14 protein-coding genes and 1 riboswitch are annotated in these 14754 nt (G+C 44.3%); of the genes, 7 read left to right on the plus strand and 7 right to left on the minus strand.

Annotation, left to right across the window (positions count from 1 at the left end; all coding sequences use genetic code 11):
• Nucleotides 1-273: 273 nt before the first annotated feature.
• Entirely contained in the window at nt 274-633 is a 360-nt protein-coding gene (locus MSP8886_RS16245) for an MliC family protein (protein WP_175365313.1), read from the minus strand.
• Between the two features lie 361 nt (nt 634-994).
• Nucleotides 995-1157: riboswitch (FMN riboswitch) on the plus strand.
• A 142-nt stretch (nt 1158-1299) separates the two neighbouring features.
• On the opposite strand from MSP8886_RS16245, the gene MSP8886_RS16250 reads away from it, so the two are divergent.
• Nucleotides 1300-1806, plus strand: a complete 507-nt coding sequence (locus MSP8886_RS16250) for a 6,7-dimethyl-8-ribityllumazine synthase (protein WP_067018347.1) — start codon at nt 1300-1302, stop codon at nt 1804-1806.
• Between the two features lie 365 nt (nt 1807-2171).
• Nucleotides 2172-3389, plus strand: a complete 1218-nt coding sequence (gene cfa, locus MSP8886_RS16255; RefSeq protein WP_217491176.1) for a cyclopropane fatty acyl phospholipid synthase — start codon at nt 2172-2174, stop codon at nt 3387-3389.
• 136 nt (nt 3390-3525) lie between these two features.
• Here cfa and MSP8886_RS16260 read toward each other — a convergent pair whose 3' ends face one another.
• From MSP8886_RS16260 to MSP8886_RS16270, 3 genes are all read right to left on the minus strand, one after another.
• Complete coding sequence (locus tag MSP8886_RS16260; protein WP_067018349.1) at nt 3526-4713, minus strand: leucine-rich repeat-containing protein kinase family protein; 1188 nt, start codon at nt 4711-4713, stop codon at nt 3526-3528.
• A gap of 126 nt (nt 4714-4839) precedes the next feature.
• Complete coding sequence (locus MSP8886_RS16265; protein WP_067018351.1) at nt 4840-5214, minus strand: DUF1304 domain-containing protein; 375 nt, start codon at nt 5212-5214, stop codon at nt 4840-4842.
• A 147-nt stretch (nt 5215-5361) separates the two neighbouring features.
• Nucleotides 5362-7545: a malate synthase G gene (locus MSP8886_RS16270; RefSeq protein WP_067018353.1), complete on the minus strand. Its 2184-nt coding sequence runs from the start codon at nt 7543-7545 to the stop codon at nt 5362-5364.
• Between the two features lie 559 nt (nt 7546-8104).
• On the opposite strand from MSP8886_RS16270, the gene pstS reads away from it, so the two are divergent.
• From pstS to pstB, 4 genes are read left to right on the plus strand one after another with little or no spacing between them, the layout of a single operon-like run.
• Nucleotides 8105-9154: a phosphate ABC transporter substrate-binding protein PstS gene (gene pstS, locus MSP8886_RS16275; RefSeq protein ID WP_175365314.1), complete on the plus strand. Its 1050-nt coding sequence runs from the start codon at nt 8105-8107 to the stop codon at nt 9152-9154.
• A gap of 3 nt (nt 9155-9157) precedes the next feature.
• A complete protein-coding gene (gene pstC, locus MSP8886_RS16280) occupies nt 9158-10159 on the plus strand; it encodes a phosphate ABC transporter permease subunit PstC (protein WP_067018357.1) in 1002 nt (333 codons plus the stop codon).
• Nucleotides 10160-10168: 9 nt separating this feature from the next.
• The gene (gene pstA, locus MSP8886_RS16285) at nt 10169-11014 is read left to right on the plus strand and encodes a phosphate ABC transporter permease PstA (RefSeq protein WP_083200995.1); all 846 of its coding nucleotides are present in this window, start codon (nt 10169-10171) and stop codon (nt 11012-11014) included.
• Nucleotides 11015-11028: 14 nt separating this feature from the next.
• Nucleotides 11029-11835: a phosphate ABC transporter ATP-binding protein PstB gene (gene pstB, locus MSP8886_RS16290; protein ID WP_175365315.1), complete on the plus strand. Its 807-nt coding sequence runs from the start codon at nt 11029-11031 to the stop codon at nt 11833-11835.
• A gap of 6 nt (nt 11836-11841) precedes the next feature.
• On the opposite strand, the gene MSP8886_RS16295 is transcribed toward pstB, so the two are convergent.
• From MSP8886_RS16295 to MSP8886_RS16305, 3 genes are read right to left on the minus strand one after another with little or no spacing between them, the layout of a single operon-like run.
• Nucleotides 11842-12270, minus strand: a complete 429-nt coding sequence (locus MSP8886_RS16295; protein ID WP_139063164.1) for a GNAT family N-acetyltransferase — start codon at nt 12268-12270, stop codon at nt 11842-11844.
• Entirely contained in the window at nt 12270-12716 is a 447-nt protein-coding gene (locus tag MSP8886_RS16300; RefSeq protein WP_067018363.1) for a GFA family protein, read from the minus strand. Before MSP8886_RS16300 ends, MSP8886_RS16295 begins: the two co-directional genes overlap by 1 nt.
• Nucleotides 12717-12753: 37 nt before the next feature.
• On the minus strand, nt 12754-13077 hold the full coding sequence (locus tag MSP8886_RS16305; RefSeq protein WP_245659120.1) for a DUF1294 domain-containing protein: 324 nt from the start codon (nt 13075-13077) through the stop codon (nt 12754-12756).
• A gap of 123 nt (nt 13078-13200) precedes the next feature.
• Here MSP8886_RS16305 and MSP8886_RS16310 point away from each other — a divergent pair, with 123 nt between their 5' ends.
• Nucleotides 13201-14505, plus strand: a complete 1305-nt coding sequence (locus MSP8886_RS16310; protein WP_067018365.1) for an alpha/beta fold hydrolase — start codon at nt 13201-13203, stop codon at nt 14503-14505.
• Nucleotides 14506-14754 lie beyond the last annotated feature (249 nt).

The following is a 14754-nucleotide window of genomic DNA, read 5'->3' on the forward strand; positions in this document are numbered from 1 at the left end:
TTCTATCACACGCACTTTATCAGTAAGCGCACTTAGAGCACGGCGCGCTTGTTTAACACAGTGAAACACCCGAGGGATGAATAAAACGTTATTGTACACCTGATAAGAAAAAGACGGGATGAAAAGACTCAGTTTTATCGTGAGAGATATTCAGGTAAGGCAGACTGGCTAAGTCTCTTCAGAAACGAAGCGGATACAGAAAAAGAGAAGCAGGATCAGAAAAACATGACACTGCTAGCCTTTTATAAATACAGAAAACAGACAAGCGCCGAATCAAGATTCGACGCGAACTAGCTGGCATTTCACTTCTTGGATGTCGTCAATTTCGATGGCGGCTTTATTTTTTTCAGACCAGAAAGACACATCTTCTCCCAAGTAATAGGCACCGGAAGCACTGATCGCTTGAGTTAAGTGATAACGTTTATTGTTCCAATTTAACAGCGCCTCTTCACCATGAAATTGAATTTTCATCGGTGCGCCTTCACAAAGATAGTAGACAACGTTCGTCTGAGTATCGATCTGCGATGCCTCACTCTCACTTGCTTGCTCAGGCTGAGGCGTACTGCACGCCGTTAACCCTAACATTAAACACACCATCATACTGTTGCGTATCGATAATACCTTGATTCGCATAGAGACTCCGCTCATATTCTTTGGCTCACGCATTCATGGCCACTCATAAAATCCTTCAGCTTGGTATATGCCAAACTCCCTGTTTACTGTGCATTTAAAGCCCACCTCGAGCTTACCGGATAACCGCCGTTTCAGGTAAGTAGATTGCAGACTTCAATGTTACTCACTCACACTAACACAGAACAAATTATAGCTGACCACGGGGTTAACCACTACAACATAACGTTTATTTATAGTATAAATAACCCCTTTAGTGACATAAGAAATGTCAAGCAAAGTGGATAGATCAGCATTTTTACCATCAATCTCTTTGCAAAAAACCATGAAATCCGTATATTCTCGGGTATCCGGATTTATTCGGTTTCGTTCTCGGGGCGGGGTGCAATTCCCCACCGGCGGTATAGAGATAATCTAAGCCCGCGAGCGCTCAGTGTTAGCTATGTTTATCATGCACCACGCTGAGGACAGCAGATCTGGTGAGACTCCAGAGCCGACGGTAATAGTCCGGATGATAGAGAGCGCGTCAGACAAAGTTTCTATAGTAAATATATCTTTGGGTCTACTGAGTAGAGTCCAACAATAGTTATTCTTGTTAAGGATAGCTCATTATTTGAGTTACTTGTCTGTCCGTTCGCCCTGATTCACTCGTTTTTAGGAAAGTAAAAAATGAATCAGAGCTCAACGAATGTCGTAGACTTCAATCCAGCAAAACAACGTATTGCCTTTCTCCATGCTTCTTGGCATAGCGACATTGTTTTAAAATGCCTTGAAGGCTTTAAAACAGAAATCGCCTCTCGTGGTTACAGCATAGACAATATTGATGTTATCCCTGTACCAGGGGCCTATGAAATCCCTCTACAAGCCAAATTATTAGCAAAAAGTGGACAATACGCAGCAATCGCTGGCAGCGCCTTAGTGGTTGATGGCGGTATTTATCGTCATGATTTTGTTGCGCAAACCGTTTGTAATGCCTTAATGCAAGTCCAACTTGAAACAGAAATTCCTGTTTTAACAGCGGTATTAACACCTCACCATTTCCATGAACATGACGAACACTCCAACTACTACAAACAGCACTTTGTTAAAAAGGGCATAGAACTTGCCAATGCGTGCGATGAGGCCATTAAACTCACAGCCAAAGCAAAACAATTTTTAAGCCCTAAAAACGGATAGACAGAAACCAATAGAGAGTCACCATTCTCATAGCGCATTTACTTGTCTAAATGCGCTGTTTTGCACCTCACATCCCGCAAAGCGCCCCGCCAAAACCTCCCTTTATTTATTCAAATTTTACGGTTTCGTGCAAGCAGAAAGGATTTTAAATAAACCGTAAAGATCAACTTTGAGAAAAATAAAAGAACATAGATGATTTTAGATCATTTTTCTCGCTATTTTCCGACATTTTATAACTTGATAATATTTGCCAATAATCTTAATAGCCTTCTTAAGGCTAGGCTTTGCCGTTCAAAAGATTATTATTTAAAGCATTGCTTCCAGTTTATACAAACCATATCAGCCAGTATGATAAGGAGATTTAAATGGGCTCCTCAACAGAACAGCTCAGCGAAGAAAGTACAATGCCTGTTAACGGTGAGAGCAACGAACAAACGCTGCACTCTTTTACAAACACTTCTTTTTCCTCACCTATTGAACAATGGATGGCTACAAACCTTGCAAAAGCCAATATTGTCATTAATGGACCAAACCCTTGGGATCCACAAGTACATAATACAGCACTTTGGGATAGAGTTATCCGTCAAGGTTCTCTCGGACTAGGTGAAGCCTATGTGGATGGCTGGTGGGATTGTCAGCAAGTTGATGAATTTATTTCTCGTATCATCAGTGCCCAATTAAATGAGCAAGTCACTGGGCGCTGGATCATGTTACGTCACTGGCTTATGGCTACACTGTTCAATCGACAATCCGAGAAAAGAGCCTATCAAGTTGGTGAGCAACACTACGATGCCGGCAATGATTTATATCAAGCCATGTTGGATCCAACAATGGCCTATTCATGCGGGTATTGGCACGAAGCGAAGAATTTACATGAAGCACAATTAAATAAGCTACGCTTAATCTGTGAAAAAGCACAACTTAAACAAGGTGAGTCGGTTCTCGAAATTGGCTGTGGCTGGGGCAGCTTTGCCGAAATAGCGGCCAAAGAATATGGCGTTAGCGTGACGGGTGTGACTATTTCGAAAGAGCAAAAAAAATTAGCGGATGAACGCTGCCAAGGCCTGCCCGTCGATATCGAATTAAAAGACTATCGCAGCATGGAGGGCCAGTTTGACAAACTGGTTTCCATTGGTATGTTTGAACACGTGGGCCCAAAAAACTACGATACTTACATGAGTACCGCCCATCGTTTAATGAAAGACGATGGCATATTTGTGCTTCACACCATAGGCGGCGACCAAAGCAAAAGCGGCACTGACCCGTGGATCGACAAATACATTTTCCGCAATGGTGTGATTCCATCTTTGAAACAAATCAGCGAATCAGTAGAGCCCTACTTTGTTATTGAAGATGTACACAATTTCGGACCCGATTACGATAAAACCTTAATGGCATGGTACCAGAACTTTGCCGCGGCCTGGCCTGAATTGAAAGATCAGTACAATGAGCGCTTCTACCGTATGTGGTCCTACTATTTGAAAGTGTGCGCTGGCGCATTCAGAAGTCGTTCATTACAACTTTATCAAGTTGTTCTAAGAAAACGCTTGGATAGATTACCGCGCTATCACAGTGTTCGCTAATGAGATAATCGGCATAAAAGCCCTGTATAAAATAAGCAGAATCAACCATGTCGATAACACTCAATTCATAGACTCAGACATCCAACGAATCTCTATATTCGTTGGATGTCTGAGTCTATGAATTGAGCCTCTTATATCACACCACCAACGACAACATATCCTCAATAAAAAAGTCCAAAGAACGTTGCTCGATACGTTCAATTCCTTTTTGCTGATGCTCAGGCAGGTTGGCATATTTAGAGGCCGCGCCAAAATCACCAAATAAGATATGCCCTTCAGCATTGATCAAAACGTTATGTGCATACAAATCCCCGTGGGAGACTTTCTGTTGCTTGAAATGCAATACTAGGCTTTGCATCTGCTCAATAATATAATCGACCGCGGCTCTGGAAAACGCCTGACCTTGGGTAAAAGTGTCTCGAGTACAAGACGCCAAACTCGGAGGTTGCCCCAAGTTAACATAATCGCTCGGAATCAGATCCATGACCAAAGCAGAGCAAGCGGCTTCACGTATTTTTGCCAGTGGCCGAACAAGATTGTCATGGGCACCAACGGATAAACAGGCATCCAGCTCATCTTCTGGGTAGCCGTCGCTCGTGACCTCCCCTTTAAAGACTTTTACTGCCACCGTATCAGCAAAATGCAACGGATTATGACGCCAAGACGCTTGCCATATCATCCCCGACGCGCCCTGCCCCAATAAATTATGCAGAACAACATCCTCATAGGCGACCGTCTTAAACTCGTCATGTGTGTCTCTAGCGGCGCAAAATGGATTACCAGAAAAAGCCAACCATGCTAAACGTGGCAGAGTGAGCAACACTTCAGGAAACGATGTTAGTTGATTCGCCGACAAACGAATCAGCTCCAAGTTCTGACAATTTGCCAAAGAATCAGGCAGTGATGTTAAACGATTACCCGCCAATGCCAGCTTTTGTAGACGCGGCAACTCACCGATGCATTCAGGCAAAGCTTCAATACAATTGTCGGTTAAAATCAACCAACGAGTTATCTTGGGTAACGAACGGGCAGGAACTTCAACGATCTTGTTGTGTTTAAAGCCAATCATTTCCAACTTTTCGCATTGCCCCAGTACATCGGGCAAACGCGTAAACAGATTGTTCGAGCAAAACAGCACACGTAACCGCGTTAAACGATGAAGATCCTCAGGCAGTTCACTTAGCTGATTACCAGAAAGATCCAATATTTCCAGACTGTCAGCAAGATCATAAATCGCCTCAGGAAAGTCCGTTAAATGAGCACTAAGCTGAAGGCGGGTAATGCCTTTTAGTTCACCACTATTCAGTTGTTCTAGCGTATGCAAAAGAGAGCTCCATTAAAAATTTTCGCCATTATAGCGACTTCTTGTTAATCGAGCGACGCTTGCCCTCTTTTAATAGTCCAGCTAACGGTTAAAAAGGAGTTGATGGGCGAAGCAGCTAAAAGAGACTCAACTTAACAGAACCAATACCAATGCAATAGCCCCTGGAATCCCTTGAACAAAGAGTATTTTTTTACTCGAGGTGATAGCCCCAAACACACCCGCCACTACGACACACGATAGGAAAAAAATCTGAATGGCTTGCCCCTGTGCAAGCGCTTGCTCAAAGGTCGTTAAGATCAACCCCCAAATAAGGCCTGCCGCCAAAAAACCGTTGTACAACCCCTGATTGGCCGCCATGACTTTTGTTGCTTGCGCAAACTCTTTTTTCAGCCCGAAAACCTTCATCCCTTTTGGCTTGTCCCATAAAGCCATCTCTAACACCAAGATATAAATGTGTAACAAAGCAATCAACGCGGTCGCAATGCTGGCAATAACAAGCATAAAAAATCCTTTTCCAAAAGTTAAAAATTCACTTTAGAGCAAACTTGCAAATGAATCACGCTTTTACATAAGGTTCAAGCCAAGAAAAAGCGAACCACTTGGGTTCGCTTTTTGAGTTTTCTTTCCTAGCGTTTAGAAAAATGAGCGTTATGCAGCAGACTGAGTCGCTTTTTTCGCGATACGGTGAGCGTGCAACAAGGGTTCAGTGTAACCAGATGGCTGTTCTTTGCCTTTGAATATCAGGTCACTCGCTGCCGTAAAAGCAATGCCACTGTAACTGGGCGCCATGGATTCATAAAGTGGATCATCCGCATTCTGCTCATCCACAATCTTCGCCATACGCTTTAATGACGACATCACTTGATCACGACTGCACACCCCATGCTCTAACCAATTAGCAATATGCTGTGAGGAAATGCGCAAGGTGGCTCGATCTTCCATTAGCGCCACATTATTAATATCTGGCACTTTGGAGCAGCCGATACCTTGATCTATCCAGCGCACCACATACCCTAAAATACCTTGCACATTGTTATCCAGTTCCGCTTCAATCTCAGCAGAGGATAAAGCGCCAGGATTCGTCATAATGGGCAGCGTTAAGATATCGTCTAAGCTGGCTCGTTCTCTGCTCATTAACTCCTGTTGTCGAGCGTGCACATCCACCGAGTGGTAGTGAGTAGCATGCAGAATGGCACCATTAGGAGAAGGCACCCAAGCCGTATTCGCCCCAGACATTGGATGAGCAATTTTTTGCTCTAACATGGCCGCCATTTCATCCGGCATGGCCCACATCCCTTTACCAATCTGCGCTTTACCAGACAAACCACATTCAAGGCCAATATCGACATTCCAATCTTCATAGGCTTTAATCCAAGGCTGCTGCTTCATCACCGTTTTAGGGACAAAAGGGCCAGCTAACATAGAGGTATGAATTTCATCCCCCGTGCGATCCAAAAAGCCGGTATTAATAAAGACCACTCGATCCTTCGCAGCCCGAATACATTCTTTCAAGTTGACCGTCGTCCGTCGCTCTTCGTCCATGATACCGATTTTTAAGGTATTAGGTTTCAGCTGCAACACGCTTTCAATGCGCGCAAATAGCTCAACGGCAAAGGCCACTTCTTCTGGCCCATGCATTTTCGGTTTAACAATATTGACACTACCGGAACGACTGTTTTTATGCGCGGTCTTACCGTTTAAATCATGCATCGCCGCAAAGGCCGTGATAAAGCCATCCATTATGCCTTCTGGAATCTCATTACCCTCTTTATCCAAAATGGCAGAGCTTGTCATCAAGTGACCCACATTACGAATAAACAGCAAACTACGACCAGGTAGCGTGACCGTCTCACCATCCTGCAAGGCTTTGTAGGTGCGATCAGGGTGCAAACGACGAACCATCATTTGACCATTTTTTTCAAAGCGCTCTTCTAAAGAACCATTCATTAGCCCAAGCCAATTACGGTACACTTCCACCTTGTCTTCGGCATCAACAGCCGCAATGGAATCTTCACAATCCATAATCGTCGTCACAGCGGCTTCGATTAATAAATCTTTGACGCCCGCTTTATCGGTTTGACCGATCGGCGATGTTCCATCAATTTGGATTTCAATGTGCAGTCCATTATTTTTCAATAAAATCGCACTTGGCTGATCTGCCTCACCTTGGTAGCCAACGCATTTTTCGGGTGATGCAAGGTTTGATGTTTCCCCCGAAGACAAGGTCACTTCTAACTGACCAGCAACGATTTTATATGACGTGACGACACCATGACGACCAAGCTCAAGAGGGGCAGCCTGATCTAATAATTGACGGCCAAAGGCAATGACCTTCTCTCCACGAATCGGGTTGTAGGCTTTGGTGATTTCTGCGCCCTCATCTTCTGAGATGGCATCCGTACCATAGAGGGCGTCATATAGACTTCCCCAGCGAGCGTTGGCAGCATTTAAAGCAAAACGTGCATTCTTAACAGGCACCACCAGCTGCGGGCCTGCTTGTTCAGCAATCTCTTGATCCACTCCCTGTGTAGTAATCGTAAAATCTTCCCCTTCTGGCAATAAATAGCCGATCTCTTTTAAAAATTGTTGATACGCCTCGGCATTATGCTCTTCTTTTTTATTTGACAGATACCAATGGTCAAGCTGTGACTGCAGGTCATCACGCTTAGCCAACAAGGCTTTATTTTTCGGGGCTAACTCATGAATCGCCTCTTCAAAACCTTGCCAAAATTGTGCAGGATCAATACCTGTCCCCGGAGCAATTTCATCATTAACTAAACGCCACAGACTCTCATCGATCTGCAGGCCACCTTGCTGGACTCGCTGCGTCATAACCCTCTCCTTTGCTTTGTTTTTTTAAACCGCTTCAACTTGATTAAATTGTACCAGCTTACATCCATATGAAACATTTGTAACGGACTAATCATTGCTTAGATACCAAGACTTCCCCATCAAGAGAGAAGCCAAAAAGCGCATACTATGACAAAAAAACACAGCGACATAACAACATACCGACTTGCACTTTTTTTACACTTTTATGCAAAGATAACGAAAACGCTCTTATAAAAACCAGACGAATAGCCAAAAGTTAAAAATAAACTATTAATAATCAATACCTTAAAAAATAAAACTGTCAATTTAAGCAACCTCAAAAGACTGACTTAAATATGCAAGTAACAAGATCCTGAAAATTTTTTTCGGGTAATTAAACGCTATATGACAATTCGGTCATGAAACTGTCATAAAAGAAATCCATTATTTGTCACCAGGACAGCAACTCAAGAAGACTCGCGTCCTTGGATAAATAAAGCTATTAAGACAAGCCGCCTAATGATGGCTGCAATGTTAGTTCTCGAATGACAATTTGAAACGATTTTAGGAGATAACTCTGATGAAACGCATTATTGCAAGTCTAGCTGTTTGTGCAGCGGCAAGCGCAATCACGGCAACGTCTGCTTTCGCTGCTGACCAAATTACTGGTGCTGGCGCAACCTTCCCGTACCCTGTTTACTCAAAATGGGCTCAATCTTATAACAAAGAAACAGGTGTTCAGCTAAACTATCAAGCAATCGGTTCTGGCGGTGGTATCAAGCAAATCAAAGCAAACACCGTTGACTTTGGCGCATCAGACAAACCTCTTACTCCAAAAGAGCTTAGTAAAGCGGGCTTAATGCAGTTCCCAACTGTTATGGGCGGTATCGTACCAATCCTTAACGTTAAGGGCATCAAACCTGGCGAACTTGTTCTTGATGGCAAAACCATTGCGAATATCTACCTAGGTAAAATCAAACATTGGAACAACAAAGAAATCCAAGCGCTTAACCCAGGTGTAAAACTTCCTGATAGCCGCATTTCTGTTGTTCACCGTGCAGATGGTTCTGGTACAACTTTCAACTTCACATACTACCTAGCCGACGTTTCTCCAGCTTGGAAAAAAGACGTAGGTGTTGATGCCTCTGTTCAGTGGCCAGTGGGTACTGGCGGCAAAGGTAACCAAGGTGTTTCTAACTACGTATCTCAGTTGAAAAACTCTATCGGTTACGTTGAGTATGCTTATGCTCTACAAAACAAACTGACTTACGCTCGTATGAAAAACAAAGATGGTAAGGTCGTTTCTCCTGCAATGGAAAACTTCCAAGCTGCAGCTGCTGGTGCAGACTGGAAACATGCTAAAGGTTTCTACTTGATTCTAGCAAACCAACCAGGTGCTAAGAGCTGGCCGATGACTGCTGCTACCTTTATCTTGCTACATAAAGATGTTAAAGACCCTAAAGCAACAAAAGCTGTGTTAAAATTCTTTGACTGGGCATACAAAAACGGTGACCAAGCGGCCGCTAAACTTGACTATGTACCATTCCCTGCTAGCGTGAAAACATTGATTCGCGATGCTTGGAAAAAAGATCTAAAAGCTGACGGTCACTCTGTCTACATGGGTTCTTAATACATGAGTAAAACCAACATGACGCTCGTAAATAATCGTACGAAAGCGCATGACGAGACCGCTGGTGAATTCCAGCGGCCTCCACGTTTTCTAAACGGCGAAGCCTTTAACAAAACATTTAAATGGCTTTCTATTGGCGCTGCCTTATTCGTTCTAATGATATTGGGCGGCTTCTTTGTTTCCTTAACCATTGGTGCATGGCCTGCTTTAAAACAGTTCGGCTTCGGTTTTATTTGGTCATCTGACTGGAACCCTGTAACCGAGAAGTTTGGTGCCTTACCCGCTATTGCTGGCACACTCATTACCTCAGGGATCGCCATCTTATTAGCTGTACCACTGGCTTTTGCCATTGCCGTTTATATTACTCAATTAGCCCCTAAATGGTTACGTCACCCTTTAGGTATTGCCATTGAATTATTAGCTGCCATTCCAAGTATCATTTATGGTATGTGGGGACTTTTTTTCTTTGCCCCGATGTTTGCAGACTATGTTCAAGGCCCTATCATTAATTTGTTTGAGAATGTTCCGGTACTGTCCACTATATTTGAAGGCCCTGCTATTGGCATTGGCATGGCAACAGCGGGTATTGTACTGGCCGTAATGATTCTTCCTTTCATTGCATCGGTTATGCGCGACGTTATCGATACCGTACCCAAGCGCCTAAAAGAAAGTGGCTTTGCCATTGGTGCAACAGACTGGGAAGTCACTAAAGCAATTATTATCCCTCACTGTCGTACGGGATTAGCAGGGTCTATTTTCCTAGGATTAGGCCGTGCATTAGGTGAAACCATGGCGGTTACCTTTATCATTGGTAACGCTAACCGTATTACGGCTTCCATTTTTGCGCCAGGTAACACCATTGCCTCAACCATTGCCAATGAATTCCAAGAAGCTTATACAGAGATCCATTCCTCTTCTCTGATTGCGCTTGGTCTTTTGCTGTTTATTATCACTTTCATCGTACTGGCTATTGCTCGTATGATGCTTAATCGAATTTCGACCTAGGAGTTGACCGTGAACGCAGTCGTTAGACGTCGTCATTTTGCCAACCTCGTATCTCGTACGCTGATTCTTGCGGCCACATTATTAGTGCTCGCGTTTTTAGTTTGGATTTGTGGCGTTCTTCTTTATGAAGGATTTTCCGCCTTTAAACCCACATTGTTCACCGAAATGACGCCTCCTCCAGGTGAGTCTGGTGGTTTAGCTAACGCGATTGTCGGTAGTTTAATGTTGGTAGGGGTTGCCATGTTTGTTGCTACGCCTATTGGCTTACTTGCTGGCACCTATTTAAATGAATATGGCAAAGGCACTTGGCTGGCTTCTGTTGTTCGCTTTGTGAATGACGTTTTATTAGCAAAACCTTCCATTCTTGCTGGCCTTTTTGTTTACGAAATCATCGTTGCTCCTATGGGGAGCTTTTCTGGTTGGGCGGGCTCTGCTGCACTTGCCATCATCGCGATTCCTGTTGTGGTTCGTACCACAGAAGATATGATGAATTTAGTCCCTAACAGTATGCGAGAAGCCGCTTATGCATTGGGTGCAAGCCGCTCACGTGTTATTCTAAGTGTGAGCTATCGTGCAGCACGAGTGGGCATTACAACGGGGGTTATCTTAGCGGTGGCTCGTATCTCTGGTGAAACCGCACCACTCTTGTTTACGTCACTAAATAACCAATTCTGGTCGACAGATATGTCACATTCTATTGCTAACTTGCCGGTAATGATCTTCCAGTTTGCAATGAACCCATACCCAGATTGGCAAGCTCTTGCATGGGCTGGTGCGTTGCTGATCACGCTGACTATCCTTGCTCTATCCATTATTTCGCGCGTGTTTTTACGCTCAGCAAACTCACAACATTAATTGTGGAAGTGACCATGACTCCTTCAGAAATGCTAAATATTGAATCATCACAAAGCACATTGACGACAGACATTGATATTACTGTACGTGATTTGAATTTTTACTACGGTAACTCACACGCGTTAAAAGACATCAATTTAGAATTTGGTAAAAAAGAAACCACCGCCATCATTGGCCCTTCTGGCTGTGGTAAATCAACGTTACTACGTATTTTTAATCGCATTTACACTTTATACCCAGGACAAGAAGCGAAGGGTGAAATCATCATTAACGGTGAAAACATTCTTGATCCGAAGGTCAATGTGGCGGCATTAAGAGCAAAAGTGGGTATGGTGTTCCAAGCTCCTACGCCTTTCCCAATGTCTATCTACGACAACATTGCTTATGGTATTCGCCTATACGAAAAACCTTCTCGCCGAGAAATGGATGAGCGTGTTGAAAAAGCCCTGCGTGGCGCTGCGCTTTGGGATGAAGTGAAAGACAAGCTACATGCCAGTGGACAAAGTCTCTCCGGTGGTCAGCAGCAGCGTCTTTGCATTGCTCGTACCATTGCATTGAAACCACAAGTACTGCTATTGGATGAACCTACCTCAGCACTTGATCCAGTATCCACCACCAAAATTGAGGATTTGTTAGACGATCTTCGTGATGAATACACTATCGTAATCGTGACGCACAACATGCAACAAGCCGCCCGTGTTTCGCAAAAAACCGTGTTCATGTACATGGGTGAAGTGGTGGAAGTCGCGCAAACCGATGAAATGTTCCTACGCCCTAAAGAAGAGCGCACTAAGAACTATATCACCGGTCGCTTTGGTTAACCTGACCTAGTCTGCGGCCTGATACACATTAGGCCGCAGATACTGCATTAAACGATCCGGTTCCGCGATCGCTTCAAAACCAAACTGTTTATATAAGCCATGGGCGTCTTTCGTGGCGAGCATCATACGTCGTAAGCCTTGTAAGTCCTGATGAGCAAGAATAGCAGACATCATCTTCTTACTAAGGCCAAGCCCTCGATAAGACTCCAACACAAACACATCCGCTAAATAAGCAAACGTCGCTCGGTCAGTAATCATGCGAGCAAAAGCCACCAACTCTCCCTCAGCAGTTAATACAGCAAAACAAAGAGAGTTCTCTAGCGCTTTTCGTAAGGTCGTCTCAGGAATACCTCTCGCCCAATAGCTATTAGCAATAAAGCCATGAATCACAGAAAAGTCCATGTCGTCCAGATCCGTGGTAATTCGATAGGTCATCACTTTTTCCTTTCTATAAGGTTTTTATCAGGCTGTAATAAGGCCATAAACTCGTCATCAGGCGGCATCGCCTCATAACTAGGGGGACTCGTTTCTTCTAAAACCCCATCCCAGCTCGCTTTAGACGCCACATATACATGCATAGCAACCTGAGTATCGGCAGGGTCGTCTAGTAATCCGGCAGGAACCCAATAACTCTCGTTATCTCTTGTCATATTGGGTACAGGACTGCCACACAGGGAGCAGAAATGCGATTTAAACCCCGTTTCTGTACTGTATTGACGGATCCCCTGTTGCCAGGCAAAATGCGCCATTGGAACAATCATCGCGGCATTAGAAGAAGAACCAGATACCCGGCGACACAGACAACAATGACATTGATATAGCTTTGGCAGCGCTCCTGAGACGGTAAACTCAACCGCACCGCATAAACAACGACCTTTCATCCTCTTTCCTTAAAAAACGAGTTCTACTAGAAAAATATCAAAACCATAAAACAAGAGTTTGCCAGCCTTTGGCTATCCCCTCTTGGAGGAAAAAACACAACCCAGCCAACATAATCAGATTGAAAAAGACCGTTAGCCAAAACACCACTCGAAAGCGTCTCTTTTGGGTTTTATGACGAAACACCTTTTGTCCAAGTAACGCTCCAGGCCAACCTCCAAGAAGAGAAAACCAGTGCAACGTCTTTTCTGGCGTTCGTTGCTGCTGCTTTTTTGCGGCGGATTTGTCCCATCCATACAAACAAAACGTCACCGCACTCATCACGCCATAAACACACAGTAAAACAATAGGATAAGACAACAAGATTTCACCAAATCAATCTTCGAGCCAATAAAATTACCCCGCTATGCAAACGAGATCAAGAAGCATCGTACCTATGATAATATCCCTCTATTGAACGATTGACTAACAAGGGGAATGAAGAAGATGCAAACACATCAGTACCACATGAAAGGGATGCTCATTACCGATTATCAGCTAGCAGTACCGCTCGATTGGCACACCCCAGACAAGGCCCCGACGATTACCCTGTTTGCCCGTGAAGTGGTCGCCTCCACCCAAGCAAACAACGAAACCCTTCCTCTGTTATTATTTTTACAAGGCGGACCTGGCGGTAAATCCCCTCGCCCTATGCCAGACTCACTTCCTTGGCTGATTGAAGCCCTCAAAACCCATAGAGTCATCTTATTAGACCAACGAGGTACAGGCAGAAGCAGCCGTATAGACCGTCATCTCATCAGCCGTATGACCGCGGAAGAAGGTCGGGATTATTTGTTAAAATTTCGTGCCGACAGCATCGTGGCAGACTGTGAACACTTACGAAAAACCGTCTATTCAGGCCGTCGCTTCGAAACTCTGGGCCAAAGTTACGGCGGCTTTATTACATTGGCCTACTTATCAAAAGCACCAGAAGGCTTAGCGGCTTGCTACATTACAGGAGGGCTTGCAGGGCTAGAAGAAAATGCCCAGCAGGTCTATCAATTGACAACAGAGCGACTCATTGAGAAAAACCAAGCCTATTACACACGCTATCCCGAAGACGCCAATACCATAAACAACATCGTTCAATTACTTTGCAAGGACAAGGTACTATTGCCCGATGGCGACCAACTCACGGTGGAACGCTTTCAAACCCTCGGTATTGGTTTAGGGATGGGGCCAGGCATTGATCAATTCCATTGGTTGATCGATGAAGCCTTTGCGGGGAGTCAGCCAGATACGCTCTCTGACACCTTCTTAGAACAAGTCATGCACCTAACCAGCTACTACGAAGGCCCATTGTTTGCGGTAATCCACGAAAGCATCTATGGCCGCCCCAATGAAGCCACAAACTGGGCGGCACAGCAGGTTCGTCAGCAAGATGACACGTTTGACACAACGCAGACGCCCCTAATGTTCACGGGAGAAATGATGTATCCGTGGATGTTTGATCAAATAACAGCCCTACGCCCGTTTAAAGCGGCCGCCCACGCCTTAGCCGCATACAAGGACTATGCGCCACTTTATGATCTAGACAAACTCGCCAATAACAAAGTGCCCGTTGTGGCGGCCGTCTATTACAACGATATGTACGTACCAAGGGAACTGTCACTAAAAACCGCCAAACAAGTCGCTAACACCCAAGTCTGGCTCACCAACAGCTATGAACACGACGGTGTTCGTCAGTCATCAGAGGTCTTTTGTACCCTACAGAAAATGCTCAAAGACAACGGCGGACCGCTTGTCGATTAAACAAAGCATGATAAAAGCAAAACCTCAGCCCCATTAACGACCAGTAAGAGAGGGAAAATAACCTGTCTTTCCTCTCTTACCGAACCTTCACATCCAAAACATCAACCTTCTGCTAGAGAAGGTTTGATTTTAATTAATTGCTACAAAAATACTATCGTGTTCTTGCAAAACATCCACTACCCTGAAGGTAAGTAGAATTGTATTTAAGGAATCTTCGGATGCTTGGTAACAAAAAGCTATTAACTAAAA

The sequence above is a fragment of the Marinomonas spartinae genome, from assembly GCF_900089775.1.
GTDB classification, from domain to species: Bacteria; Pseudomonadota; Gammaproteobacteria; order Pseudomonadales; family Marinomonadaceae; genus Marinomonas; species Marinomonas spartinae.

Excerpts from the sequence above, each read along its gene's own strand:
- MSP8886_RS16270 (WP_067018353.1), bottom strand. The coding sequence starts at position 7,545 with ATGACGCAGCGAGTCCAGCAAGGTGGCCTGCAGATCGATGAGAGTCTG.
- MSP8886_RS16300 (WP_067018363.1), bottom strand. The coding sequence starts at position 12,716 with ATGAAAGGTCGTTGTTTATGCGGTGCGGTTGAGTTTACCGTCTCAGGA.
- MSP8886_RS16265 (WP_067018351.1), bottom strand. The coding sequence starts at position 5,214 with ATGCTTGTTATTGCCAGCATTGCGACCGCGTTGATTGCTTTGTTACAC.
- MSP8886_RS16245 (WP_175365313.1), bottom strand. The coding sequence starts at position 633 with ATGCGAATCAAGGTATTATCGATACGCAACAGTATGATGGTGTGTTTA.
- cfa (WP_217491176.1), top strand. The coding sequence starts at position 2,172 with ATGGGCTCCTCAACAGAACAGCTCAGCGAAGAAAGTACAATGCCTGTT.
- MSP8886_RS16310 (WP_067018365.1), top strand. The coding sequence starts at position 13,201 with ATGCAAACACATCAGTACCACATGAAAGGGATGCTCATTACCGATTAT.
- pstC (WP_067018357.1), top strand. The coding sequence starts at position 9,158 with ATGAGTAAAACCAACATGACGCTCGTAAATAATCGTACGAAAGCGCAT.
- pstB (WP_175365315.1), top strand. The coding sequence starts at position 11,029 with ATGACTCCTTCAGAAATGCTAAATATTGAATCATCACAAAGCACATTG.
- MSP8886_RS16295 (WP_139063164.1), bottom strand. The coding sequence starts at position 12,270 with ATGACCTATCGAATTACCACGGATCTGGACGACATGGACTTTTCTGTG.
- pstS (WP_175365314.1), top strand. The coding sequence starts at position 8,105 with ATGAAACGCATTATTGCAAGTCTAGCTGTTTGTGCAGCGGCAAGCGCA.
- MSP8886_RS16250 (WP_067018347.1), top strand. The coding sequence starts at position 1,300 with ATGAATCAGAGCTCAACGAATGTCGTAGACTTCAATCCAGCAAAACAA.